This window comes from Streptomyces sp. GL_148 (genome assembly GCF_057834205.1).
Genome location: NZ_CM174396.1, coordinates 3,990,438 through 4,014,368, shown reverse-complemented (window position 1 = coordinate 4,014,368; position 23,931 = coordinate 3,990,438). Strand labels below are relative to the sequence as shown.

Annotated in this window: 20 protein-coding genes; 12 read left to right on the top strand and 8 right to left on the bottom strand. The window is 72.1% G+C overall.

What is annotated here, in order from left to right:
- Positions 1-2: 2 nt before the first annotated feature.
- From AC3IYI_RS18365 to AC3IYI_RS18350, 4 genes are all read left to right on the top strand, one after another.
- Positions 3-1,991 carry an acetyl/propionyl/methylcrotonyl-CoA carboxylase subunit alpha gene (locus AC3IYI_RS18365; RefSeq protein WP_489411208.1) on the top strand — a complete coding sequence of 663 codons (1,989 nt, stop codon included), beginning with the start codon at positions 3-5 and terminating at the stop codon, positions 1,989-1,991.
- Positions 1,988-3,193 (top strand): acyl-CoA dehydrogenase family protein, encoded by a 1,206-nt coding sequence (locus tag AC3IYI_RS18360; protein WP_489411207.1) that lies wholly within the window; start codon positions 1,988-1,990, stop codon positions 3,191-3,193. Before AC3IYI_RS18365 ends, AC3IYI_RS18360 begins: the two co-directional genes overlap by 4 nt.
- Before the next feature lie 368 nt (positions 3,194-3,561).
- Positions 3,562-4,317: an enoyl-CoA hydratase family protein gene (locus tag AC3IYI_RS18355; RefSeq protein ID WP_489411206.1), complete on the top strand. Its 756-nt coding sequence runs from the start codon at positions 3,562-3,564 to the stop codon at positions 4,315-4,317.
- A complete protein-coding gene (locus tag AC3IYI_RS18350) occupies positions 4,305-4,907 on the top strand; it encodes a TetR/AcrR family transcriptional regulator (RefSeq protein WP_489411205.1) in 603 nt (200 codons plus the stop codon). The genes AC3IYI_RS18355 and AC3IYI_RS18350 overlap by 13 nt, the downstream gene beginning before the upstream one ends.
- 160 nt (positions 4,908-5,067) lie before the next feature.
- On the opposite strand, the gene AC3IYI_RS18345 is transcribed toward AC3IYI_RS18350, so the two are convergent.
- Positions 5,068-6,174 carry a citrate synthase 2 gene (locus AC3IYI_RS18345; protein WP_243339376.1) on the bottom strand — a complete coding sequence of 369 codons (1,107 nt, stop codon included), beginning with the start codon at positions 6,172-6,174 and terminating at the stop codon, positions 5,068-5,070.
- 237 nt (positions 6,175-6,411) lie between these two features.
- Here AC3IYI_RS18345 and pdxH point away from each other — a divergent pair, with 237 nt between their 5' ends.
- A complete protein-coding gene (pdxH, locus tag AC3IYI_RS18340; RefSeq protein WP_489411577.1) occupies positions 6,412-7,035 on the top strand; it encodes a pyridoxamine 5'-phosphate oxidase in 624 nt (207 codons plus the stop codon).
- A gap of 167 nt (positions 7,036-7,202) precedes the next feature.
- Here the strand turns inward: pdxH and iscB are convergent, their stop codons facing one another.
- Positions 7,203-8,603, bottom strand: coding sequence for an RNA-guided endonuclease IscB (gene iscB / locus AC3IYI_RS18335; RefSeq protein ID WP_489411576.1), 1,401 nt, complete (start codon positions 8,601-8,603; stop codon positions 7,203-7,205).
- A 544-nt stretch (positions 8,604-9,147) separates the two neighbouring features.
- Here iscB and AC3IYI_RS18330 point away from each other — a divergent pair.
- Both AC3IYI_RS18330 and AC3IYI_RS18325 read left to right on the top strand, forming a co-directional pair.
- Entirely contained in the window at positions 9,148-9,756 is a 609-nt protein-coding gene (locus tag AC3IYI_RS18330) for a PH domain-containing protein (protein ID WP_489411204.1), read from the top strand.
- 120 nt (positions 9,757-9,876) lie between these two features.
- Positions 9,877-11,196 carry a PAS domain-containing protein gene (locus AC3IYI_RS18325; RefSeq protein WP_489411203.1) on the top strand — a complete coding sequence of 440 codons (1,320 nt, stop codon included), beginning with the start codon at positions 9,877-9,879 and terminating at the stop codon, positions 11,194-11,196.
- Between the two features lie 21 nt (positions 11,197-11,217).
- On the opposite strand, the gene AC3IYI_RS18320 is transcribed toward AC3IYI_RS18325, so the two are convergent.
- Positions 11,218-11,973 (bottom strand): SIS domain-containing protein, encoded by a 756-nt coding sequence (locus tag AC3IYI_RS18320; RefSeq protein WP_489411202.1) that lies wholly within the window; start codon positions 11,971-11,973, stop codon positions 11,218-11,220.
- A gap of 268 nt (positions 11,974-12,241) precedes the next feature.
- On the opposite strand from AC3IYI_RS18320, the gene AC3IYI_RS18315 reads away from it, so the two are divergent.
- On the top strand, positions 12,242-12,934 hold the full coding sequence (locus AC3IYI_RS18315; protein ID WP_489411201.1) for an iron-dependent transcriptional repressor DtxR: 693 nt from the start codon (positions 12,242-12,244) through the stop codon (positions 12,932-12,934).
- Positions 12,935-13,302: 368 nt separating this feature from the next.
- Positions 13,303-14,190 carry an alpha/beta fold hydrolase gene (locus AC3IYI_RS18310; protein ID WP_489411200.1) on the top strand — a complete coding sequence of 296 codons (888 nt, stop codon included), beginning with the start codon at positions 13,303-13,305 and terminating at the stop codon, positions 14,188-14,190.
- A 169-nt stretch (positions 14,191-14,359) separates the two neighbouring features.
- Here AC3IYI_RS18310 and AC3IYI_RS18305 read toward each other — a convergent pair whose 3' ends face one another.
- Complete coding sequence (locus AC3IYI_RS18305) at positions 14,360-14,548, bottom strand: DUF397 domain-containing protein (protein ID WP_489411199.1); 189 nt, start codon at positions 14,546-14,548, stop codon at positions 14,360-14,362.
- Between the two features lie 9 nt (positions 14,549-14,557).
- Positions 14,558-15,394, bottom strand: coding sequence for a helix-turn-helix domain-containing protein (locus AC3IYI_RS18300; RefSeq protein WP_489411198.1), 837 nt, complete (start codon positions 15,392-15,394; stop codon positions 14,558-14,560).
- Between the two features lie 294 nt (positions 15,395-15,688).
- Between AC3IYI_RS18300 and AC3IYI_RS18295 the strand changes: the two genes are divergently transcribed.
- Both AC3IYI_RS18295 and AC3IYI_RS18290 read left to right on the top strand, forming a co-directional pair.
- Complete coding sequence (locus tag AC3IYI_RS18295) at positions 15,689-16,066, top strand: ATP-binding protein (protein ID WP_489411197.1); 378 nt, start codon at positions 15,689-15,691, stop codon at positions 16,064-16,066.
- Between the two features lie 158 nt (positions 16,067-16,224).
- Complete coding sequence (locus AC3IYI_RS18290) at positions 16,225-17,850, top strand: hypothetical protein (RefSeq protein ID WP_489411196.1); 1,626 nt, start codon at positions 16,225-16,227, stop codon at positions 17,848-17,850.
- A gap of 135 nt (positions 17,851-17,985) precedes the next feature.
- Here the strand turns inward: AC3IYI_RS18290 and AC3IYI_RS18285 are convergent, their stop codons facing one another.
- From AC3IYI_RS18285 to AC3IYI_RS18275, 3 genes are all read right to left on the bottom strand, one after another.
- Positions 17,986-19,671 carry a transporter gene (locus tag AC3IYI_RS18285; protein WP_489411195.1) on the bottom strand — a complete coding sequence of 562 codons (1,686 nt, stop codon included), beginning with the start codon at positions 19,669-19,671 and terminating at the stop codon, positions 17,986-17,988.
- An 8-nt stretch (positions 19,672-19,679) separates the two neighbouring features.
- Positions 19,680-20,552, bottom strand: coding sequence for an ABC transporter ATP-binding protein (locus AC3IYI_RS18280; RefSeq protein ID WP_489411194.1), 873 nt, complete (start codon positions 20,550-20,552; stop codon positions 19,680-19,682).
- A gap of 169 nt (positions 20,553-20,721) precedes the next feature.
- Positions 20,722-21,402, bottom strand: a complete 681-nt coding sequence (locus AC3IYI_RS18275; RefSeq protein ID WP_489411193.1) for a bifunctional DNA primase/polymerase — start codon at positions 21,400-21,402, stop codon at positions 20,722-20,724.
- Positions 21,403-21,621: 219 nt separating this feature from the next.
- On the opposite strand from AC3IYI_RS18275, the gene AC3IYI_RS18270 reads away from it, so the two are divergent.
- Positions 21,622-23,001, top strand: coding sequence for an NsdA family TPR-like regulatory protein (locus tag AC3IYI_RS18270; protein ID WP_489411192.1), 1,380 nt, complete (start codon positions 21,622-21,624; stop codon positions 22,999-23,001).
- Positions 23,002-23,931: the final 930 nt, after the last annotated feature.

The window sequence follows — 23,931 nt, the reverse complement described above, 5'->3', positions numbered from 1 at the left end:
ACATGACCCTGAACGCTCTGAACCCCCTGAACTCGTCGACCCCCCTCACCTCCCCCCTCACGGCCCCCCTCACCTCCCTCCTCGTCGCCAACCGCGGCGAGATCGCGGTCCGCGTCTTCCGCACGGCCCGCGCCCTGGGCCTGGCCACCGTCGCCGTCCACTCCGACCCCGACGCCGACGCCCTGCACGTCCGTACGGCCGACGCGGCCGTACGGCTGCCCGGCGCGGCCCCCTCCGACACCTACCTGCGCGGCGACCTGGTCATCGCAGCCGCCCTCGCGGCGGGCGCGGACGCCGTCCACCCCGGCTACGGGTTCCTCTCCGAGAACGCCGACTTCGCCCGCGCCGTCCGCGCCGCCGGACTCACCTGGGTCGGCCCGCCGCCCGAGGCCATGGAGGCCATGGCCTCCAAGACCCGGGCCAAGGAGCTGATGCGCGCCGCCGGGGTCCCGCTGCTCGACCCCGTCGACCCGCACGCGGCCACCACCGCAGACCTCCCGCTGCTCCTCAAGGCCGCGGCGGGCGGCGGCGGCCGCGGGATGCGGGTGGTCCGGGACCTCGACTCCCTCAAGGAATCCCTCGAAGCCGCCTCCGCCGAGGCCCTGTCCGCCTTCGGCGACGGAGAGGTCTTCGCCGAGCCCTACGTGGAGCGCGGCCGCCACGTCGAGGTGCAGATCCTCGCCGACTCCCACGGCACCGTCTGGGCGCTCGGCACCCGCGACTGCTCCCTCCAGCGGCGCCACCAGAAGGTCATCGAGGAAGCCCCGGCGCCCGGCCTGCCCGAGGCCCTGCGCGCCACCCTCCACGAGGCCGCCGTGGCCGCCGCCCGCGCGGTCTCGTACGAGGGCGCGGGCACGGTGGAGTTCCTCGTCACCGCCGACGGCCGCCCGTACTTCCTGGAGATGAACACCCGCCTCCAGGTGGAACACCCCGTCACCGAAGCGGTCTTCGGGATCGACCTCGTCGCGCTGCAACTGCGGATCGCCGAGGGCGCCGCCCTCCCGCTGCACCCGCCCACGCCCGCCGGACACGCCGTCGAGGCCCGGCTCTACGCCGAGGACCCGGCCCGGGACTGGCGTCCGCAGACCGGGACCCTGCACACCCTCGCCGTGCCCGGCGAGGTCCGCGTGGACACCGGTTTCACCGACGGGGACACCGTCTCCATCCACTACGACCCCATGCTCGCCAAGGTCGTCGCCCACGCCCCGACGCGCGCCGAAGCGGTCCGTGCCCTGGCGCACGCCCTCGCCGGAGCCCGGATCCACGGACTGACCACCAACCGCGAGCTCCTCGTAGGCTCCCTGCGACACCCGGAGTTCGCGGCCGCCCGGCTCGACACCGGCTTCTACGAGCGCCACCTGCCCGCCCTCACCGAGGCCGCCCCGGACGACCCGGCGCCCGTGCTCTGCGCGCTCGCCGCCGCCCTCGCCGAGGCCGCGCCCGCCCCGGACGCCCCGCTCGCCACCCGCCTCGGCGGCTGGCGCAACCTCCGTTCCCAGCCGCAGAGCCGCCGCTACACGGCCGACGGAACCGCATACGAAGTCCGCTACCACCCGTCCCGCAGCAGCCACCCGGAACTCCTCGACCACCCCGGCGTGCGCATCCTGTCCGTCACGCGGCACCTGGTGACCCTCGAAGTGGACGGCGTCCGGCGGCTGTTCCACGTGAAACAAAAATCGAACACGACGTACGTGGACTCCGTGCTCGGCTCCCGCGCACTGACCCCCGTCCCCCGCTTCGCGGACCCGCAGGACCGCACCGAACCGGGTTCCCTGCTCGCCCCCATGCCCGGCACCGTCGTCCGCGTCGCCGAGGGCCTCGCCCCCGGCAGCCCCGTCACCGCCGGGCAGCCCCTGCTCTGGCTGGAGGCCATGAAGATGGAGCACCGCATCCTCGCGCCCGCCTCCGGCACGCTCACCGCGCTCCACGCCGTCACCGGCCAACAGGTCGAATTCGGCGCCCTGCTCGCCGTAGTCCAGGAGGAAGCATGAGCTCCACCCCCGGCACCACGACCCTCGGCACCACGACTCTCGGCACCACGACTCTCGAAACTGAAGAGCACCAGGCCCTGCGCGCGGCGGTCGCCGCCCTCGGCCGCAAGTACGGCCGCGAGTACCTCGCCCGCACCGCCCGGGAGGGCGGCCACCCCGACGAGCTGTGGGCGGACGCCGCGAAGCTCGGCTACCTCGGGGTCAACCTCCCCGAGGAGTACGGCGGCGGAGGCGGCGGCATCGCCGAACTCTCCATCGTCCTCGAAGAACTCGGCGCAGCGGGCTGCCCGCTCCTCATGATGGTCGTCTCGCCCGCCATCTGCGGCACGGTCATCGCCCGCTTCGGCACCGAGGCCCAGAAGCAGGCCTGGCTCCCCGGGCTCGCGGACGGCACCCGCACGATGGCCTTCGGCATCACCGAACCCGACGCCGGCTCCAACTCCCACCGCATCACCACCACCGCCCGCCGCGACGGCGACGACTGGGTCCTCACCGGCCGCAAGGTCTTCATCTCCGGCGTGGACATCGCCGACGCCACCCTCATCGTGGGCCGCACGGAAGACGCCCGGACGGGCAGCCTCAAGCCCTGCCTCTTCATCGTCCCCCGCGAAACCCCGGGCTTCGCCTACACCCCGATCGACATGGAACTCCAGGCGGCGGAAAAACAGTTCGAGCTGGTCCTCGAAGACGTGCGCCTCCCCTCCTCCGCCCTGGTCGGCGACGAGGACGCGGGCCTGCTCCAGCTCTTCGCAGGCCTCAACCCCGAGCGCGTCATGACCGCCGCCTTCGCCATCGGCATGGGCCGCTACGCCCTCGCCCGGGCCGTCGACTACGCGAAGACCCGCCAGGTCTGGAAGACCCCCATCGGCGCGCACCAGGCCATCGCGCACCCCCTGGCGGCCGCCCACATAGACCTCGAACTGGCCCGCCTGATGATGCAGAAGGCGGCCCACCTCTACGACGCCGGCGACGACATGGGGGCGGGCGAGGCCGCGAACATGGCGAAGTACGCGGCGGGGGAGGCCTGCGTCCGGGCGGTGGACCAGTCCGTCCACACCCTGGGCGGCAACGGCCTCACCCGCGAATACGGCCTGGCCGCGCTGATCGTCGCCTCCCGGGTGGCCCGGATCGCCCCGGTCAGCCGCGAGATGATCCTCAACTTCATCTCCCACCAGACCCTGGGCCTCCCCAAGTCCTACTGACCGCACCGTGCCGGGGGCCAGCCCCCGGACCCCTGCTCCTCAAACGCCGGAGGGGCTGGTTTTTCCCAGCCCGCAGGCGTTCAGATGCAGGCTGAGGCCGGCTAAATCCAGCCGTCCGGCGTTTGAGGACCGGGGTCTGGGGCGGAGCCCCAGGGGGTCCGGGCACAGCCCGGCACCCCCCTCCAGCCCGTCCGGCGCTTGAGGACCGGGGTCCGGGCAGCGCCCGGGGAACGGGCGAAGGGCGGGGAGGGGACTTCGCCCCGCAGGGCCGAGCTACCGCACCGGCCCACCGGAGCCCGCCGCAGGCGACCCGCATACCCTCCCCGGAGGGGATCCCGACCGAGCCGACCACCCCCTCCGGAGGAGACATGCCCCCACTGGTCCACGCCGCGCGAACGCCCGGCCTCGCCACCCTCACCCTCGACTCCCCGGCCAACCGCAACGCCCTCTCCGCCACCCTGGTCCAAGAACTCCGCGCAGCCCTGGCCGCCGAAGCCGCCGCACCGGCGACCCGTGCCATCGTCCTCACCCACACCGGCACCACCTTCTGCGCCGGCGCCGACCTCAAGTCGCCCTGCGACCCGGCCGACTTCCTGGCCCTGCTCCGGGAGATCGCCGAACTGCCCAAGCCCGTCGTCGCCCGGGTCACCGGCCACGTCCGCGCGGGCGGCCTCGGGCTGCTCGGCGTCTGCGACATCGCCGCCGCCGGGCACGGGTCCACGTACGCCTTCACCGAGACCCACCTCGGCGTGGTTCCGGCCGTGATCTCGGCGCCGCTGCTCCCGCGCCTGGACCCCCGCGCCGCGGCCCGCTACTTCCTGACCGCCGAGGTCTTCGACGCCGCGGAAGCCGCCCGCATCGGCCTGCTCACCCTCGCCGGCGCAGACGCCGCGGACCCCGAGAACCTGGACAAGCTCCTGGCCCCCGTCCTGGAAGGCCTGCTCAAGGCGGGCCCCGAGGCGCTGGCCGCGACGAAACGGCTGGTCACCGCCCCGGTACGGGCTGCCCTGGACCGGGACGGGGCAGCCCTCACGGAGCTGTCGGCCCGGCACTTCGCCTCCGCCGAGGCCCGCGAGGGCATCAGCGCCCGCTTCGAACGACGGGACCCGTCATGGCTGCGGTGACCGCGGAGAGCGGGCCCAAGCAGGCCCGCAGCCGGGTCACCCGCCGCCACCTCCTCGAAGCGGCCGTCTCCTGCCTCGCGGAACAGGGCTGGGCCGGATCCACCGTCGCCGTGGTCGCCGAGCGCGCCGGCGTCTCGCGCGGGGCGGCCCAGCACCACTTCCGCACCCGCGAGGAACTGTTCACCGCGGCCGTCGAGTACATGGCCGAGGTGCGCTCGACCGCACTGCTGGACCTGTTCCCGCGCGGCGGCAGGGCCGCGGCCCGTGCCGACGTGGTCGGGGCGCTCATCGACCTGTACACCGGCCCGATGTTCCGCGCCGCCCTCCAGTTGTGGGTCGCGGCCTCCCACGAGGAGCAGCTGCGGCCCCGCGTGGCCGAGCTGGAGGCCCGCGTCGGCCGCGAGACCCACCGCATGGCCGTGGAACTCCTGGGCGCGGACGAGTCCGTACCGGGCGTACGGGAAACCGTGCAGGGCCTGCTCGACATGGCCCGCGGCCTGGGCCTGGCCAACGTCCTCACCGACGACACCGCCCGCCGGGCGCGGGTCGTCGCCCAGTGGGCCCGCATCCTGGACTCGGAACTGGGCTGAGACCGCCCCCTCCCCCTCTCCGGAAACGCGACGGGCGCCGCACCCCCGAGGGGATGCGGCGCCTGGCACGAGCGGCGGCCCTGTGCGGGGGCAGCCGACGCGGTCGCGCACTCAGACGCACTCAGCGCACTCAGACGGTCTCAGGCGCACTCAGACGGTCTCAGGCGGTCTCCGCCATGTCCGCGTAACCGGCGATCTCGCGCGGGTTGCGCACACCCGGCCCGGTGTAGCGGGCCGAGGGGCGGACCAGGCGGCCCGTGCGCTTCTGCTCCAGGATGTGCGCGGACCAGCCGGCGGTACGGGCACACGTGAACATCGAGGTGAACATGTGCGCCGGGACCTCCGCGAAGTCCAGCATGATCGCGGCCCAGAACTCCACGTTCGTCGCGAGCACCCGGTCGGGACGGCGCGCGTGCAGCTCCTCCAGGGCGGCCTTCTCCAGGGCGGCGGCCACCTCGTAGCGCGGGGCGTCCAGCTCCTTGGCCGTACGCCGCAGCACGCGGGCGCGCGGGTCCTCGGCGCGGTAGACGCGGTGGCCGAAGCCCATCAGCCGCTCGCCCTTGTCCAGGGCCTTCTTCACGTACGCCACGGCGTCGCCGGTGCGCTCGATCTCCTCGATCATGCCGAGGACGCGCGACGGCGCCCCGCCGTGCAGCGGCCCGGACATGGCGCCGACCGCGCCGGACAGCGCGGCCGCGACATCGGCACCCGTCGAGGCGATGACGCGCGCGGTGAAGGTCGAGGCGTTCATCCCGTGCTCGGCGGCCGAGGTCCAGTAGGCGTCGACGGCCTTGACGTGGCGCGGGTCGGGCTCGCCGCGCCAGCGGATCATGAACCGCTCGACCACGGACTCGGCCTTGTCGATCTCGCTCTGCGGGACCATCGGCCGTCCCTGGCCGCGCGCGGACTGGGCGACGTACGACAGCGCCATTACGGCCGCCCGCGCCAGGTCGTCACGCGCGGTCTGCTCGTCGATGTCGAGGAGCGGTTTGAGACCCCACACGGGGGCGAGCATGGCGAGCGCGGACTGCACGTCGACCCGGATGTCACCGGAGTGCACCGGGATCGGGAAGGGCTCGGCGGCCGGCAGGCCGGGGTTGAAGGCACCGTCGACCAGCAGACCCCAGACGTTCCCGAAGGAGACGTGGCCGACGAGGTCTTCGATGTCGACGCCGCGATACCGCAGCGAACCACCCTCCTTGTCGGGTTCGGCGATCTCCGTTTCGAACGCGACGACTCCCTCGAGACCGGGTACGAAGTCGGACATCAGGCGGCTCCTCAAATAGTGCGAACACGCGCGGCTTCCGGCGTGATTCGCGGTCCGGCGCGGTCATCCCCGTTGATGCCCGGCACGGCCGATGGTCATCCGTTCGGGACCGTCGGACCGGCCCCAAGATTTTGTACGTTCCGCTTGGCGCGGGGAAGCGTGACATACGGCACAGTCCCGGACGCGTTGCTGCGGCAGGATGGCCGCGTGACCGATCAGCACCCTGACCCTGCCGACATGCGCAAGCAGTACCGCTCCCAGCTCGTCGCCGAGGAAAGCCTCGCCGAGGAGCCGATGGGCCAGTTCGCGCGCTGGTTCCGCGACGCTGCGGAGGCGAACGTCTTCGAACCCAACGCGATGGTCGTCGCGACCGCAACCCCGGACGGCCGCCCCAGCACGCGCACGGTCCTGTTGAAGCAGTTCGACGAGCGCGGATTCGTCTTCTTCACGAACTACGACTCCCGCAAGGGCCGCGAAGTGGACGCCAACCCATTCGTCTCCCTGCTCTTCCCCTGGCACCCCATCGCCCGCCAGGTCGTCGTCACCGGCACGGCCTCGCGCATCGGCCGGGACGCGACGGCGGCGTACTTCCGCTCCCGCCCCCACGGCTCCCAGCTGGGCGCCTGGGCCAGCGAACAGTCCACGGTGATCGCCTCCCGCGCGGAACTGGACCGCCGCTACGCGGAACTGGAAGCCCGCTACCCCGAGGGCGAACAGGTTCCGGTGCCCCCGCAATGGGGCGGCATCCGCGTGGTCCCCGACGCGGTGGAATTCTGGCAGGGCCACGAAAACCGCCTCCACGACCGCCTCCGCTACGTCCTGGAGGCGGAGAAATGGCGCGTGGAACGCCTCTGCCCGTGACCCCGTAGGGGCCCTCACACGCAGACGACCCGCGAGCTCGGGTTTCCCCCCTGCAGTGGGGGAAGCCGGCCGGACGTACCGGCGAGCTCGCGGGTCGGGTGACTGCTTGGGATTGGCGCCGGCGACTCCGCCGGGCACCGCACTGGGTGCGTGCGACAACGGGCGCTTTAGCCCGCAGCCACCTCACGCGTCCGGTTTCCGTACATTGCGGCAACCACCTCCTTCCGTGTGCCGCCACTGTAGGCACCGCCGCGGAGCGCGCTCAACCGAATTTCGGGGGCGAATCCGTAGCTGTATCCGTCCGCTCTCTGGAGCAGCGACACATTCCGGTGGGAGACATCAAACCGGCAGGTCAGCGTGGTGATTCGATGCTGGCCACTCGTCCGGACCGCGATCCGGCCCACCCAGGTACCGACCCACTTCCCCCGGGGAACCACGGCGCGCACGAGGTCGCCGGTGGCGTAACCGTTCAGAATCTTCGCGCGTGGCCGCCGCAAGCGGGGGAACCCGAACCGGTCCGGGGTGGTTCTGGCGTACGCACCGCGCCCTGTCGAACTCACCACCAAGATCTGCGCGGGCACCCGTACGAGCCGGTCGCCCCGCTCATGGTCAAGGAATCCGACGGAGAGGGCATCGAGAGTGTGGCTCTTCGGCAGCTCCATCACGACGCGGTTCCAGTACGTCCGACCGCCCGACCAGGTGTGCACGGGCATGCCCAGCGTGGCCAGCGCCTCCACGAGCGGGTACCGGGTGGCGTTCATGACCGCGATGTCCCGAAGCGGTCTCCTGAGCTGAGCGAGCACGCCCTCCAAGCGGACGGGCCGGGTGGCGAGGAATTCCTCGACTCGCTGAGTGCCCTTCGCCTGATTGCACGGAATGCAGGCGAGGACGAGGTTCGAAACCCGGTCCGACCCCCCGAATCTGCGGGGACGGACGTGTTCGACGTTGAGCGGTACCGCGGACGCGTCGCAATAGGCGCAAGACCTGTTCCACTTGGCCAGCAGGAACTCACGGATCTCGGACCTGGCGAGTGTGGCCCCCAGGTTCTCCCGTACGCCGGACTGCCCGACTCCGGTGACAGCGGTCGTATCGAAGGCGACTTGTTCCACGTGGATCTCGATGACTGGTGCGTAGCGGCACAACTTCGTCACGAGCGACATCGTGGAGTCGACCCGATGCCGTAGCGACGGAGGGAGCCAGCCGGGTGGCCGGCGGCGGTTGTCGGACCGGGGAGCCCGGTACCGCAGATTCGAGGAGCGGCGCCGGCGGCGGTAGCCCGCGCGCCGCATCATGCCGCGGCGGATCTGCTGTCCCCGATGCCGGAGCTCGATCGTGACGAGCCCCCGGCGGGCTACGGAGGTCCGGCTCTCCGGGTCGACGGGATGGAGTTCGTCGGTCACGGCGATCCCCGTTGCTTTCGACCCGGGGTCGAGGCGCACTTGCACGCCTGTGACGGTGGAACCCTCGCGGGTTCGGTCCCTGAGCCGGATGGTGAAGGGCGCTCGCCGGGCCAGGACCGCTCGCCCGCTCCGGAGCATTTCGCGGGCCCGGGCGGGATGGCAGGGCATCAGGGGTTCGCCCCCCTTCGCCAGAACGAACACCCGGCTTGCCGTGTCGCGGGGAGCGTCACCGCTCCCGTTCACTGCCATGGCCGCTGCGTGAGCAGCGGATCCGGCGTTCCGCCGACGGGCCCAGGTGCGGTTCCCGTCGATCTCCCCTCGCCCATGTTCCACGTCGGCGCCCGGCGCAGTGGCCGGGAGTCCGCGAGCCGTTTCGTCCCTGCTCCCGGGGGTGTCTGCGCTCACGGATTCCAGAGCAGGCTGCTGAGGAAGCACAGCCTGGTGGGTCTGCTCACCTGCGGAGAACGTAGTCATCGAGGCACCTCGTCTGATCCGCGGATCGTGATGACTGGGGCTGGTCACTCGGTGAGGGAGCGAGTGACCTCCCTTCTCGTGATGCGGCCGACGCTATCGACCTCGGACCGAGCGGCGCCGACGGATCGGCAGGGCTCACTCGAACGTGTGGTCGCTCAGGTCGTGTAGTCCCGGGGGCGGACTGTGTTCATTCGATCCCGGAGCTGTCTACTCTGTCCGCCGAGCCTGGGGGGGCCGCATGGAGAGGGCGTTGCCGCGCGAGTACCGGACCCGGGCGGGATCGGGGTCCGGGGCGTATCTGTGGATGGGGATCGTCTGGCTGTGGGGGTGCTACCAGTCGGCCACCGCCGATCGCCTGCCGCTCTGGTGGAGGGTGGCGCTGCCGGTCCTGACGGGCCTGTTCTACGTGGTCCTGGCGTATGCCAGGCCGCGCCGGTTCACCGTTCTCGATGAGCAGGGGATCGCCGTACGGAGGTTCATGCGGGTACGGCGGCTGCGGTGGGCCGAGCTGCACGACGTCCGGGCCGAGGTCTGGCCGGGGCGGGCGCGGACGGTGCCCGGCGCGCCGAGGGTTTCCGCGTACGCCTACCTGCCCGGGGGCAGGCGCGTCTCGCTGCCGTGCGTGGACGACCGGGAAGTCGAGGGGGTCCGTACCGAAGTGGCCCTCATCCGGGGCGTGTGGACCGGGCTGCGCGGTTCCGGGTGGCAGTCGGATCCGGGGGCGGAGGCGCGCATCGCCCGGGCCGCCGCGCGGCGGGAGTGGTGGGCGGGGTCGCGCGGGGCGAGCCTGCTGATCGGTGCCGGCGCGGTCGCCGGGATCGTGTTCCTCGTGGTGCTCCTCGGCTGACCGGTCGACCCCTCCCGCTGGGACATACCGGGATGATTGCGGGAAGTGGGTGTGGGCTGCGTCACGTTCCAGTTCAATGACGTGACGTGCCGCACACGCGAACACCTGTAGGGGGCCCAGGTGACTGCATCCGGACGTGATGAGACCGCCGACGATCTGCTCGCAGCGCTGCTGGACGGGATGGACGCGGCTTTGTGCGCGTTCGACGCCGATGGCGTGATCACCCACTGGAACCGCGAGGCCGAGCGGATCCTGGGGTGGTCGGCGATCGAGGCCGTGGGGCGCAAGGGGTTCGCGGGGTGGGCCGTGCGGGCCGCCGACGCGCAGGACGTGCAGGACAGACTCATGGCCGCCCAGGACGTGCCGGGGCGGCAGGTGCACGAGTTCGCGCTGCTGACCAAGGACGGCGGGCGGGTGCTCGTGCGGACCCAGTCCGCGGGGGTGCCGGGCGCCGACGGGAAACCGGCCGGGGTGTACTGCGCCTTCAGCGAGGTGCACGCGCAGATCGACCTGGAGCGTTCCATCGCCTTGAGCGAGGCGCTGATGGAGGACGCCTCCTGGGGCGTCGTGCTCGTCGACGTGGACCTGCGCCCGGCCGTGGTCAACGCCCACGCCGCCCGCGCCTTCGGGTCCGGCCGCACCATGCTGCTCGGGCGGCCCCTGGGGGAGCTGCTGGCGCAAGGGGTGGAGGAACTGGAGGGGGCCCTGCAGCACGTGCTGGCCGAGGGGGCGCCTCCGGCCCCGGCGGAGCTGTGGGTGTCCGTACGCGGCCCCGAGGGCGTGCGGCGGCGGTGCTGGCGGTGCGGGTTCCTGCGCCTGGCGTCGCCGCTCGCGGAGGAACCCGTACCACTCGGGGTCGCCCTGCTGTTCCAGGACGTCACCGAGGCCCGCCAGGCGCAGCTGGACACGGCGCAGCTGCGGTTCCGGTCCCATCAGCTGTACCGGGCCGGGCGGGCCGCCGCCGAGTGCGAGGACCCGGCCGAGGCGGCGGCCGTACGGCTGGAGTTCGCGCTGGCGGGCTTCGCCGAGCACGCGCTGGTGGACGTACTGGACGGCTCGCTGCCGGAGCGCGTACGGCTGCTGCGCTGGGCGGCGTCCCCGCCCGGCCTGCCGGGGCTGCCCGAGCCCGGGGCGATCCCGGTGCGCTACGAGGCCGGCCACCCGGTGCTGCAGGCGCTGGACCGGGCCGGGTCGGTGCGGACCAGCGCGCCGGGCGGGCGGGCGGACGGGGCGTGGGCGGGCGCCCGGCGCTGGCCCGAGGGGGCGGCGCACGCCCTGTGCACGGTGCTGCGCAGCCGGGGCCGGAGCCTGGGCACGCTGACGTTCCTGCGGGGGCCGTCCCGGGCCGCCTTCGAGCGTGCGGATGCGGAGTACGCGGAGGAGGTGGCGGCCCGTGTCGCGGCGGACCTGGACCTGGACCTGGGCTTGAAGGGCCGGTGACGGGCCGCGTGTAGAGACGGCCTAGTGGCGGAAGAAGATGCGGTCGCCGTACTCCTGCATGACGCGGCCGTTCCACTCGTGGCCGCCGTCCACGTTGCCCGAGCGCAGGAGCGGCGGTTCGACGCCGCGGGCGACGAGCTCGCCGGCCGCGGCGGCCATGACCGCCTGCATGATCGCGCTGGTCACGACGGTGGAGGCGGGGGCGAAGGGGGCTTCGATGCCTTCGTGGGTGAGCTCGGCGTCGCCGACCGCGATCTTGCTGTCGAGGACGATGTCGCAGTGGTCCTTGAGGAAGGTGCCGGAGACGTGGCGGGACTTGGTGTCGGTCGCGTAGGCCACCGAGGTGACGCCGATGACCTTGAGGCCGATCGCGCGGGCGTTCATGGCCATCTCGACCGGCAGCGCGTTGCGCCCGGAGAGGGAGATGATCACGAGGACGTCGCCGTCACTGGCCGGGCTGCTGTCCAGGACTGCCCCGGCGAGGCCGTCGACGCGCTCCAGGGCGCTGCCGAGGGTGGCGGGCATGACGTCGATGCCGGCGGTGCCGGGGACGGCGAGGAAGTTCATCAGGGCGAGCCCGCCGGCCCGGTAGACCACGTCCTGGGCGGGGAGCGAGGAGTGCCCGGCGCCGAAGGCGAAGAGCTTGTGCCCTGCGGCCACGGCGTCCGCGATGACGGTCCCGGCCTCGTTGATGCGGGCGGACTCCTCGTCCCGTACCCGCTCCAGCAGGCCGATGGCGGCGTCGAAGAACTGACCGGCCAGCTTGCTCTCGCTCATACGCCGATGGCCTTCCGGGGTGGGAGTGGGTGAGGTTGTCGTCCGTGTCCGCCGCTCACCGTGCGGTCTGGACCAAGGGCGTGTCAATACGAACTTTCATCCCGGGGGCGAAAGGCCCGGTGGACGGCGTAATGAGAGGTGGCCCGAGGTGCCCGGGGGGCGTTTGAGGGCGGTCCGGTACGGCCCTTGACGTCCTACACGGGACGGTTGTCGGCGCGATGGGTCAGAATTGGGGGCAGGGCCAGCGCACGCAATCCGAGGGGCACGAATGTCCGGACTGATCGACACCACGGAGATGTACCTCCGCACCATCCTCGAACTGGAAGAGGAAGGTGTGGTCCCCATGCGCGCCCGGATCGCCGAGAGGCTGGACCAGAGCGGCCCGACGGTGAGCCAGACGGTGGCGCGGATGGAGCGCGACGGCCTGGTGGCCGTCGCCAGCGACCGACACCTGGAGCTGACCGACGAGGGGCGCAAGCTGGCGACGCGGGTGATGCGCAAGCACCGCCTCGCCGAGTGCCTGCTCGTCGACGTCATCGGCCTGGAGTGGGAGCACGTGCACGCCGAGGCCTGCCGCTGGGAGCACGTGATGAGCGAGGCGGTGGAGCGGCGGGTGCTGGAGCTGCTGCGCCACCCGACCGAATCGCCGTACGGGAACCCGATCCCGGGGCTGGAGGAGCTGGGCGAGAAGGCCGAGGCCGATCCGTTCCTGGAGGAGGGCATGGTCAGCCTTGCCGAGCTTGACCCGGGCGTGGAGGGCAAGACCGTCGTGATCCGCCGGATCGGTGAGCCGATCCAGACGGACGCGCAGCTGATGTACACGCTGCGGCGGGCGGGCGTTCAGCCCGGCTCGGTGGTCAGCGTGACCGAGTCGCCCGGCGGTGTGCTGGTCGGCAGTGGGGGCGAGGCCGCGGAGCTGGAGGCGGATATCGCCTCCCACGTGTTCGTGGCGAAGCGCTGACGGACGGACCGAGGGAGGGGCCGGGGGGATCGACGGGCTGACGCACGATCGTTCGAGCGGGTCGCCAGTGCGAGCGAATCCGACTGGTGTCGGCCTGCGTGGACCGGTGTGGATCTGCATGGATGGTCCCGGCGCCTTGCGGCGCCGGGACCGGTCCTCCCCTGCTTGACCTGGAGCCCCGAGCTCTCAAGGTCATCCCTTCGGACCGTCTTCCCCGAGCGGCCCGCCTCCCTGTTGAAAGGATCTCCATCGGCAGCGGCGGTCAATCCTTGAGCAAGGTCACTCGAAAGAGCGGTGTTGTCGGTGAGAACCCCGTTTTCGAATACGGGTTCGATACTGTGGCCGGGAGCGAAGGGGGTGCATCTGCGGTGGTACGACGCCTCGATGTGACGGGGGCCGACGGCGTACGCCTGGCGGCCTGGGAGTTCGGCGAAGCGGCCCCGGAGCCCCAGCGGTCGCCGTCGGGTGAGCCCGCGGCTCTCTTACTGCACGGCCTGATGGGCCGCGCCTTCCACTGGACGGGCACCGCCCGCTGGCTCGGCGAGACCCGCCGCGTCGTGGCCCTCGACCAGCGCGGCCACGGCCAGAGCGAGCGCCCGCCAGCCGCCGGCCCCGGCAGCTCCGTCGCCTACGGGCGCGAGGCCTTCGTGGCCGACGCCGAAGCGGCCGTCGAACAGCTCGGCCTCGCGCCGGTGACGCTGATCGGCCATTCCATGGGCGCCCTCACCGCCTGGCAGCTCGCGGCCCGCCGCCCCGACCTCGTAGCGGCCCTGGTCATCTGCGACATGCGGGCGTCCGCGCTGGGGGAGGCCTCGCAGCAGGAGTGGGAGGAGTGGTTCCGCCACTGGCCGCTGCCGTTCCCCACCCAGGACGCCGCACGGCGCTGGTTCGGCGAGGACGACCCGCGGGTGGAGCGCCCGGATCCCGGCCGGGGCGAGTTCTTCGCGGAAGTGATGCACGAGGCCGACGACGGCTGGCGCCCGCTGTTCTCGCGCCGGCAGATGCTGACCGCGCGGGAGACGTGGGTGCACGACGCGCACTGGGAGGAGCTCGCCCAAGTCCGCTGCCCAACACTGGTCGTCCGCGGCCTGGACGGCGAGCTGGGCCGGGCCGAGGCCCAGGAAATGGTCCGCGTCCTGCCGGCCGGACAGTACGCGGAGATCCCGGACGCAGGCCACTACCTCCACTACGACCACCCGACGGCTTGGCGGGCGGCGGTGGAGCCGTTCCTGGAGGGCATCAAGGCACCGGCGTGAGGGGGCGGGCCCCCGGGGAGCCCGTATGAGGCTTACGGGGCCCTGCGGAGCCCTGGTGTTCCCTGCGGCAGGGGGCCGCTTCGGCCACGACTCCCTGCGCGCGGGCGAGTCGGCCCTCGCCGAGGCGGACGCGGCCCTGGCACCGCGGTCCCGGCCCGCGCGGAGTCGGTCAGAGCCGTCCCGCTTTGAGGGCGCCGAGAAGCCCGCTCCAGGCGCCGGCGCTGACCCTCAGGACGGCCCCGGCGGCCGGCTCACCGCTCTCGGCGACGAGGATCTGGCCGGCGGGGGAGGTGGCGACGTAGACGCATGAGTCGCCGGACGCGCAGCGGGAGGACCTCTGCCACTGGTACTGGTACACGTGTCCCCTTCACAGGTCCGCAGCGACAGCGTCGATGAACTCCCGCGACTTCTCGGGGCTGAGGGCCACGGCCTCCATCCGCTCGAAGAGTACGCGGTAGTCGGCGAGTTGCTCTGCGGCGTCCAGGTATACGAGCCCGTGGGTCTGGTCGAGATGGACGGTGTCGAGCTGTGGCACGGGCCCGGTTGCGTAGTAGATGGACTGCCCGGATCCGTGGAGGGCTCCCACGCCGAAGGGGATGACCTGGACCGTCACGTGATCCTGCTCGCCCATGGCCAGCAGATGCGCGAGCTGGGCGCGGGCGACCACGCCGCCGCCCACCGGAATGCGCAGTGCGGCCTCGTGGATGAGCGCCTGGTACGTCACCGGCTGCTCGCCGAACAGCACTGCCTGCCGCTTGAGGCGGAAGGAGACCCGGTGCTCGATGTCCGGCGGGGTCAGGGCCTGGACTGCGTGCCGGAAGATCTCGCGAGCGTGATCGGCGGTCTGGAGAAGCCCGGGAATGAGCGTGGTGACCGCGCCTCGCAGGCTGTGTGCGTGATGCTCCAGCTCGGCAAGGTCGAGCAACGGGCCGGGGAGGATGTCCCGGTACTCCTCCCACCATCCCCGCCGGCGCTCACCGGTCATCGCGACGAGCGCTGAGATGTACGACTGGTCCACGCACCCGTAGAGACCTGCCAGCGCACGCACCCGCTCGGGGCTCGCGCCGATGCGGCCGGCCTCCAGGTTGCTGATCTGGGTCTGCCGCATGCCCAGGTGCTTGGCGGCCTCGGTCGCGTTCAGGTCGGCGCCCTCGCGCAGCTTGCGCAGCTCGGCACCGAATCGAAGCTGACGCGCAGTCGCCATGCTCAACTCACCTTCCTCAGACCGCTGTCACCCACAAGAGTGGCAATGTCACTAGTGACACGGAAGTCGTGAAACACATTACGTCGAGCCGCTACTTTGGGATGCAGGCCACCGCCTGGAAGTACCCCGCTCGACGGAGCGACCTGGTCACCGGGCACCGCACGCACAAGGTCCAACTCTCCTCCTTGATCGGAGACTTCCATGGGCGCAACCGTAGCTCCGTCTTGGGCTTACACCCTCCAACTCCCGCACGATCGGCGGGCAGCGGGAATCGCCCGTTCCACACTGCGAGCAGTGCTCCGGAGCCACGACATGCAGGGGCCGGCGGACACGGCCGAGCTCTTGGCGAGCGAGCTGGTCTCCAACGCCTACCGGCACTCGTACGGCCCCTGCGCGCTCCGGCTCAGGGCGATGGCGGCGGACCGCGTCCGGGTCGGCGTCTGGGACACCAATCCCCACATCCCGGCCCCCTTCGGCGGCGAACCCGCACGGCCGGTGCCCGGTGCTGCGCCCGAGTCCGCGCCCGGGTCCGCGCCCGAGCCCGCGCCCGAGTCCGAGGACGGCCGCGGCCTGGTCCTCGTACGCCTCTGCGCGGACCGCTACGGCTCCTACCGCCTCGACGGCGTGCACAGCGGCAAGTTGCTGTGGGTGGAGTGCGGGCCGGGCCTGTGAATTTCCGGCGAACCCGGAATCGGAGGTTCCGGGGCAACCCCCACATCCCGTTCGGACGTGGGTGGTTGACCCATCGATCGAACTTGATTTCCGCACAAGCGTCCTGAAAGCCTTCGTTCGATTCAGCTGTCGCAGCAGCAACAACGGAGGCAATACGCATGTCCCCGCGCACGTCCCGAATCCGAATACGCCGCGCGTGGCTGACGGCCACCGCCGCAGTCACGCTGGCACTGACCGGCCTGTCGGCCCCGCCCCCGGCGCACGCCGAGGAGACTCCTGCGCCACTGCCCGAATCGTGGATCCAGGAGCCGCAGGCAACCGCGAGCGATGCGGAACCCGTTGGCACGATGGCGTGGACCAGCCCCGGCGGCAAGGCCGACCCCTCGGACTTCACCCTGCAGGCCGGCGCGATGAACGGGACGACCGCCGAACGCGTCGCCCGCCTCGACGGCGTACTGCCCAAGTCGGGCGTATCGAAGCTCCTTGCCGATGCCAACCGCACCGTCAACACCACGTCGTGCACCCGCGACCCGTTCGGCACGGCACCTGCTCCGGCCCTCAAGTGGTGCCTGGAGAACGACGACTCGACCTCGCGCGAGTGGATCCCACAGGCCATGACCGGCGTCTCGGACGCCGCGGACAGTGAGCAGTACGGCGCAGGCAACGACACGAACATCCAGCTCTACGCGTCCTACGACAACTGGGACCCGGGCCGGGACAGCAACGACAACGAGGTGGGTGACTGCAACCCCGACGAGTTGAAGGCGAACGACGCCTGCAACCAGAAGGGTGTGCGGATCTCCTTCGTGCAACGCCGCGCAGACGGCACGGTGAAGTACCGGCACGTACTGCTGGGCTGGGCGTACATGAACAATTCCGGCCATGTCTCCTTCGACGGAGTGCACTCCGCCGAGGGCTCGACGGTTCCGGACCCGAACACGCACATGCAGAACGGCCTGCACGCGGGCGGCATGGTCTGGTACGGCCACTACCTCTATGTCGCCGACACCCGCAACGGCATCCGGATCTTCGACATGGAGAAGATCATGGACCTGGATCCCAACGGGGACGGCAAGGCCGGTGACGAGATGGGCGCGGACACCGACGGGGTGAAGACCACGTCCAACGTCGAGGACAAGACCAAGGTCGGCCGCCAGAACAACGTCTGGTACAGCTTCGGCTACCGCTACGTGATGCCGCAGGTGGCGGCCTGGAAGTTCAAGGTCACGCAGTCCAACCCCTCGGGTTCGTTCAAGTGCGTCAGCACGGGCGCCCCGAAGGCGTCCTACCTGTCGCTCGACCGCAGCACGACCCCGGACCGCCTGATCATGGGTGAGTACTGCCGTCCGGAGAGCGGCTACCCGTCGCCCGGCCGGATCGCCTCGTACCCCGTCAAAAGCCTGGAGAACCGTTCCGGCGAGGTGGCGGCCGAAGGCTGGGCCAACTACCTGCCGATGACGAACGGCGGCGCCCAGGGTGCACTGGCGATGGGCGGGAATCTGTACGTCAACCAGAGTGCCGGTCACAACGACCCGGGCAACCTCTGGCGTTACAAGTGGAGCAACGGTGACCTGGTGTCCAACGGCAGCGCGATCAAGACCGCCACGGGTGCCGAAGACCTCTACTACGAACGTGGCGCGCAGCGTCTGTGGTCGGTCTCCGAGCACTACGGTCCGGCGGTGAACGCCGAGGCCCTCGAAGACGGCAAGTCGGCGCCGTGCCTGGGCCTCGTGTGCGAGCGCGTCCTCTACGCCCACAGCAAGGCTCAGCTGGACGCCCCGTAGTCCGGCTCCGACCCACCACAGACATCGGCTCCCGCCGCGCTGATCACGCGTGGCGGGAGCCGATGCCGTTCCGTTCTGTTCCGTTCCGTTCCGTTCCGTGCCGTGCCGGGCGGGACCCGCAGACCCGTACCCGCGTCAGCCCTTGCTGACCGCCAGCAGGATCTCCGGGAGCTTGCGCACCACCGTCGGGGCCGCGAGGCGCAGGCCGGCCCAGGTGGCCAGCGTGCCCCAGGCCGCGCCCAGGGGGAGCAGGATCCAGGCCAGGGACTTCTGGTCCGTGGCGCTGAAGTAGAGGGCCAGGGCGATCAGCGGCGAGCTGACCAGTGCCGAGGCGAACATGCCGCCGAGGAGGGCCGTCCACGCCAGGGCGCCCTGGCCCGGGGCGACGCTCTTGAAGGCACCGTCGGTCGGGATCGAGTACGCGAGGTGGGCGGACGCCAGGGCTCCCGTGCACAGCATCGAGCCGAGCAGGGCCAGGGCCAGGCCCAGGGCGCCGGGGAGGCCGGCCCAGTCGCCGAGCAGGCCCGCCGTGACCGCCGCGACCAGCACCGTGAAGGGCACGGTGACCAGCGCGAGGGCCAGGGCGCGTGCGCGCAGTTCCACGTACGCGTCCCGGGTGCTCGCAATGGTCTGCGCGACCATCCAGAACGCCGAGGTGTCCTGCCCGAACTGGTTGTACATCTGCAGGCCGAGCATGCCCGAGGCGAAGCAGGCCAGGTACACCGAGCCGCCGCCCTGGACGGCGTTGGCGACCGGGATGATCAGGCCGAGCGCCAGGGCCGACACCCACGCCGCCTTGGTCTTCGGGTCGCGCACCATGTAGCGCAGCACGCGCTGGGCGGCCGCGCCCGTACGGTCGTCCGGCAGGAGCGACCAGCCGCCGCCGGCCGCACCGTTCGCCGGCTTCTTCATCTCCTTGGCGGCCGCGATCGTCGAGCCGTCAGGGGTGACCATCAGCTTGGTCAGGCTTCGCTCCCAGAACCAGAGCAGCAGGCCGAGGGCCGCGACCGTGATGAGGAGCTGGGCGGCCGCGATCCCGTACGAGCCCTCGCTCGCGGAGTCCACCATCCCGACGGCCGTCGCGGGCGGGAGCCAGCGCACGACCTCCCCGGCCGGCTCCAGCCTCTCCAGGCCGCCGGTCTGGAACAGCCGCTGGGCGGCGAAGTTCGCCGCCTGTGCGCCGATCGCGATGAGCAGGCCGCTGAGCAGCGCGAGGTCGCGCCCCTTGCGGCTGGTCAGCAGCCGGACGTTGGCCGTGGCCACCGTCCGGGCCAGCGCGACGCAGCCGACCAGCAGCAGCGGTACGGCCAGTACGGCGGCAACCGCGCCCGCCGCGCCCCGGGCGACGGCGATCACCGAGCCGACGGCCAGGCACAGCGTGAACAGCGGCCCGATGCCGACGAGCGAGGCGGCCAGCATGGCCCGTACGAGCGGACGCGGGTGCAGCGGCAGCATGACCAGCCGGGTCGGGTCGAGCGTCTCGTCGCCGGTGGCGAAGAACAGCGGGACGAACGTCCAGCACAGGGCCGTGATCGCCGCCAGCAGGACGACGACCGCGCCGGCGTGCGCGTTGCCGCGCAGGACGGTGAGGCCGAGCGTGGCGAAGAAGGCGATGACGAGCGCGAAGGCGAGGGCGCCGAAGTAGGCGGCCTTGCGCATCGGGGAGCCCTTGAGTCCGTTGCGCAGGAGGGACAGCTTGAGGCGGACGAAGATCGGGGTGATGTTGACGGACGCGGCCGCGGAGGCGGGTCCGCCGGTGGCGGACGCGGATGCGGGCGCAGGAGCACGCGTCGGCGTCGGCGTGGGCATGGGCGTCGGCATGGGTGTGCTCATCGGACGCCCGCCCCGTTGCTCCCGCCGTTGGCCGCGGCCCCGCCGCCGAGCCAGTCCAGGGACTCGCCCGTGGCCCGGCCCTGCGCTCCGACCAGCTCCAGGAACGCGGCCTGCAGCGAGGGCGCGTCGCCCCGTACGTCGGCCAGCGGGCCCGCGGCCCGGATCCGGCCGGAGGCCATGACGGCGACCCAGTCGCACAGCGACTCGACGAGCTCCATGACGTGGGAGGAGAAGACGACCGTGGCTCCGGAGGAGGTGTAACGTTCCAGCACTCCGCGGATGGTCTGTGCGGACACCGGGTCGACGCCCTCGAACGGCTCGTCCAGGAACAGCACTTCGGGGTTGTGGAGCAGCGCGGCCGCCAGGCCGATCTTCTTCCGCATGCCCGTCGAGTAGTCGACGATCAGCTTGTTCTGCGAACCGGCCAGGTCCAGGATGTCCAGCAGCTGGGTGGCCCGGCTGTCCGTTTCCCGCCCCGGGAGCCCCCGCATCCGGCCCATGTAGCCGAGCAGTTCCCGACCGGAGAGCCGCTCGAAGAGCCGCAGCCCCTCCGGCAGCACGCCGATCCGGGACTTCACCTCCACCGGGTCCGCCCACACGTCGTGCCCGGCGACGATGACCCGGCCCATGTCCGGGCGCAGCAGTCCCGTCACCATCGAGAGGGTCGTGGTCTTGCCCGCGCCGTTCGGCCCGACCAGGCCGACGAACTGCCCGGCCGGCAGCTCCAGATCGATCCCGGAGACGGCCACCTGCTCGCCGAACCGCTTCCACAAACCCTCGACCCGCACGGCGGGTGCGGCGGCTGGTGCCGGTCGTGCACCGCCGCCCGTTCCGTCCGCCCCGCCGATCGCAACGCCCTGGTCCGGCATGCGCCTGCCTCTCGTTCTGTTCCCCGTGTCCTGCTTTTCTCACCATAGGAGGAGGGGGAGAGGCCGAGCAGTTACTTATGTCATGAGTTTCCCCGCGGAGATCTCCGCTGGTCAGGACGGGGCGGAGCGGGTGGCGCGGGCGGAGGGGGTGGAGCGGGCGGAGCGGGGATCACGCCGTGCGTCGGGCCCGTTCCGCCGCCGCCTCGCGACCGCACGCGTAGGCCAGGGCGTCGATCAGCTCCTCCACGTCCGGAAGCCACCGGTTCGCGGCCGTCGGCGGCTGCGCCCACTGCACCGAACCACGGCCGCCGATGCGGGTCGGCGGCGCGGCCACGTACTCGCCCTCGCCGCGCGTGGCCAGGTCGAGCTGGGCCGGCTGCCAGCCGATCTTGCGCAGTAGGTCGGGAACCTTCGCCCCGGCGCCGGGCAGGACGAAGAACAGCATCCGCCCCGCCGGGTTGGCGATCACCGGTCCGAGGGTGCGCTGCATGCGCTGGAGCCGGGCCAGCGCCAGGAAACCGGCCGCGTCCGGGACGTCGAGGGCGTCGAAGGTCCGGCCGGTCGGCAGCAGGATGGCGGCCTTCGGGTTCTTCCCCCAGAGCCGCCTGACCTGCACGGCGCTGCCCGAGGCCTGCGAGGCCCAGTCCTTCCCCGCCGCGTGCGCGCCGGGCGCCGGGCACTGGGCGCCCCCGCACGAGCACTGTTCGCGCCCGTCGCCGGACTCCAGCCAGGTGCCGGCGAAGACATCCCAGTGCCGTTCTTCCGTGTACCGCACGGCATGGTCCAGCAGCGGCTCACTGCGCTGCAGGGGGATGGGTGCGGTCTCCGTGACTCCGATGGTCTCTTCCACGTGCAACACAACTCTTGCGGTCACCGGGGGTTACGGGCTTCAACCGGCCGGGCTCGGGAGCATCGATCCTGCATGCGGGGCGCATCGGTGCATCGCGGGGGGCGCGTGGGAGGCCGGGGCGCCGGAGGTGGGTAGCGACAGGACCCAATGGGGAAGATTCCCCGCACATCAGGCGGGAAGTGATCATTCGAACGATCACCCGCGTCTCTGGGGGTTTTCATGGCAGCCAGGCCTCTCGTCGCCCGCCAGCCGAACGAACGGCTGCAGGCGCTCATCCAGGAAGCCGGGTGCTCCAATGCCGGGCTCGCCCGGCGCGTCAACATGTGCGGGGCCGAGCACGGTCTCGACCTCCGCTACGACAAGACCTCCGTGGCCCGCTGGCTGCGGGGCCAGCAGCCGCGCGGCCGGGCCCCCGGGATCATCGCGGAGTCTCTGGGCCGCAAACTCGGCCGGACCGTCACCATCGACGAGATCGGCATGGCCAACGGCAAGAACCTCGCCTCCGGGGTCGGCCTGCAGTTCTCCCCGACCGTCATCGGCGCGATCGAGCAGGTCAGCGAGTTGTGGCGGAGCGACGTGGGCCGGCGCGACTTCCTGTCGGGGTCGAGCGTGGCCTCCTCGGCGCTGGTCGAGCCGAGCCGCGACTGGCTGATCACGGGGGCCGACGCGCAGGTCGCGCGCAGCGGCGGCTCCCGGGTCGGGATGTCGGACGTGGAGGCGGTACGGGCCACCACGCAGGCACTGAAGGACCTCGACCACCGCTTCGGCAGCGGGCACGTGCGCCCGGTGGTCGTGCACTACCTCAACTCGGTGGTCTCCGGCCTGATCGGCGGCTCGTACCGGGAGCCGGTCGGCCGGGCGCTGTTCGCGGCGGTCGCCCGACTGACCGAGCTGGCGGGTTACATGGCGGTGGACACGGGCCAGCCGGGCCTGGCGCAGCGGTACTACATCCAGGCCCTGCGGCTCGCGCAGGCGGCCGGCGACCGGGCGTACGGGGGTTACGTGCTGGCGGCGTCGATGAGTCACCTGGCGGCGGAGCTGGGCAACCCGAGGGAGATCGCGCAGCTGGCGAGAGCGGCACAGGAGGGCACGCGGGGTCAGGTCACCCCCCGGGTGGAGGCGATGTTCTACGCGGCGGAGGCGCGGGGGCACGCGCTGCTCGGTGACGCGCGGTCGACGGCCGTGCTGTCCTCGCGGGCGGTCACCGCGCTGGAGCGGGCGGAGCCGGAGTCGGGTGACGACCCGGAGTGGATCCGGCACTTCGACGGGGCGTACCTCGCGGACGAACTGGCGCACTGCCACCGGGACCTGGGGCAGGCCGACGCGGCGGCGAAGCGGGCGGAGGAGTCCCTGCGGGGCCTCCCGGCGGGGAAGGCGCGGCGGCGGGCGATCGGGCTGCTGTTGCTGGCGGCGGCGCGGGTGCAGCAGCGCGAGGTGGAAGCCGCCTGCCAGACGGCGACGCAGGCGGCGGAGGTCCTGACGGGCATCCGCTCCCACCGTGGGGCGGTCTACCTGGAGGACTTCCGCACCCGCCTGGACCCGTACCGGGAGGAACCGGCGGCCCGGGAGTTCACGGCCCGCCTGGAGCCGGTGGGCTGACCGGGGTCGGTCGCCTCGTGCGGCGCCGTTGCAGGGGACCGGTCCCCGGACCCCTGCGCCTCAAACGCCGGCGGGGCTGGATTTGGTCGACGTCGGCCCGTACGTGGCGGTGTGTGGGCGTGGGCGTGGTCGGGCTGCGGCTGCGGGGGTGGGCCGGTGCCGGGGGCGGGGTGGGGTGTCGGCCTGGACTGCATGATTTAGGCGCCCTCTGCTCTGCTCCGACAGGGCGCGGGGTGTACCTGCGCCACAAATCACGCTTTACGTCCAGGCCAACACCCCACCCCGCCCCCGTCCCCGTCCCGGGCCGCCCCCCCCAGCCCCGCCGACGGGTGGGTCTCTCAGCCGTCCGGCGGGATCCTTTTCGTCGTCCGGCATTGAGGGCCGGGGCCCGGCTTTTCAGTCCTCCGGTCCGGAGTTGAGGGCTGGGGGTCGGGCTTTCCAGCCGTCCGTCCGGCTTCGCGGTGCGGGGCGTTCCAGCCCGCCCGCGCTAATCCAGCCCGCCCGCGCCAATCCAGCCGTCCGGCGTTTGAGGACCGGGGTCTGGGGCGGAGCCCCAGGGGGTCCGGGCGCAGCCCGGGACCCCTTCCCAGCCGGTCCGGTTCCCAGCCCGTCCGGCGTTTGAGGACCGGGTTCGGGCGGAGCCCGGTGGTGTTCCTCAGCCCCGCCGGCGTTTGAGGCGCGGGTCGGGGCTGGCCCGGGGAACGGTGGAAGGGCGGGTCGGGGACTTTGCCCCGCGTAGCGGTAGAGGGTGCTGCGGGGGGTTCGCCCGCGTAGCGGTGAAGGGTGGGTAGGGGGCTTCGCCCCGCGTAGCGGCGCACGCGCAGTCGGGGTCGTGGACGGGGCCGGGGATGATCTTCGGTGGGGGCGGGCCTGCCGGGCGAGGGGGATGACCGGGTAGCGTGAGCCGACGGTTCCGTAGACGCGGACAGG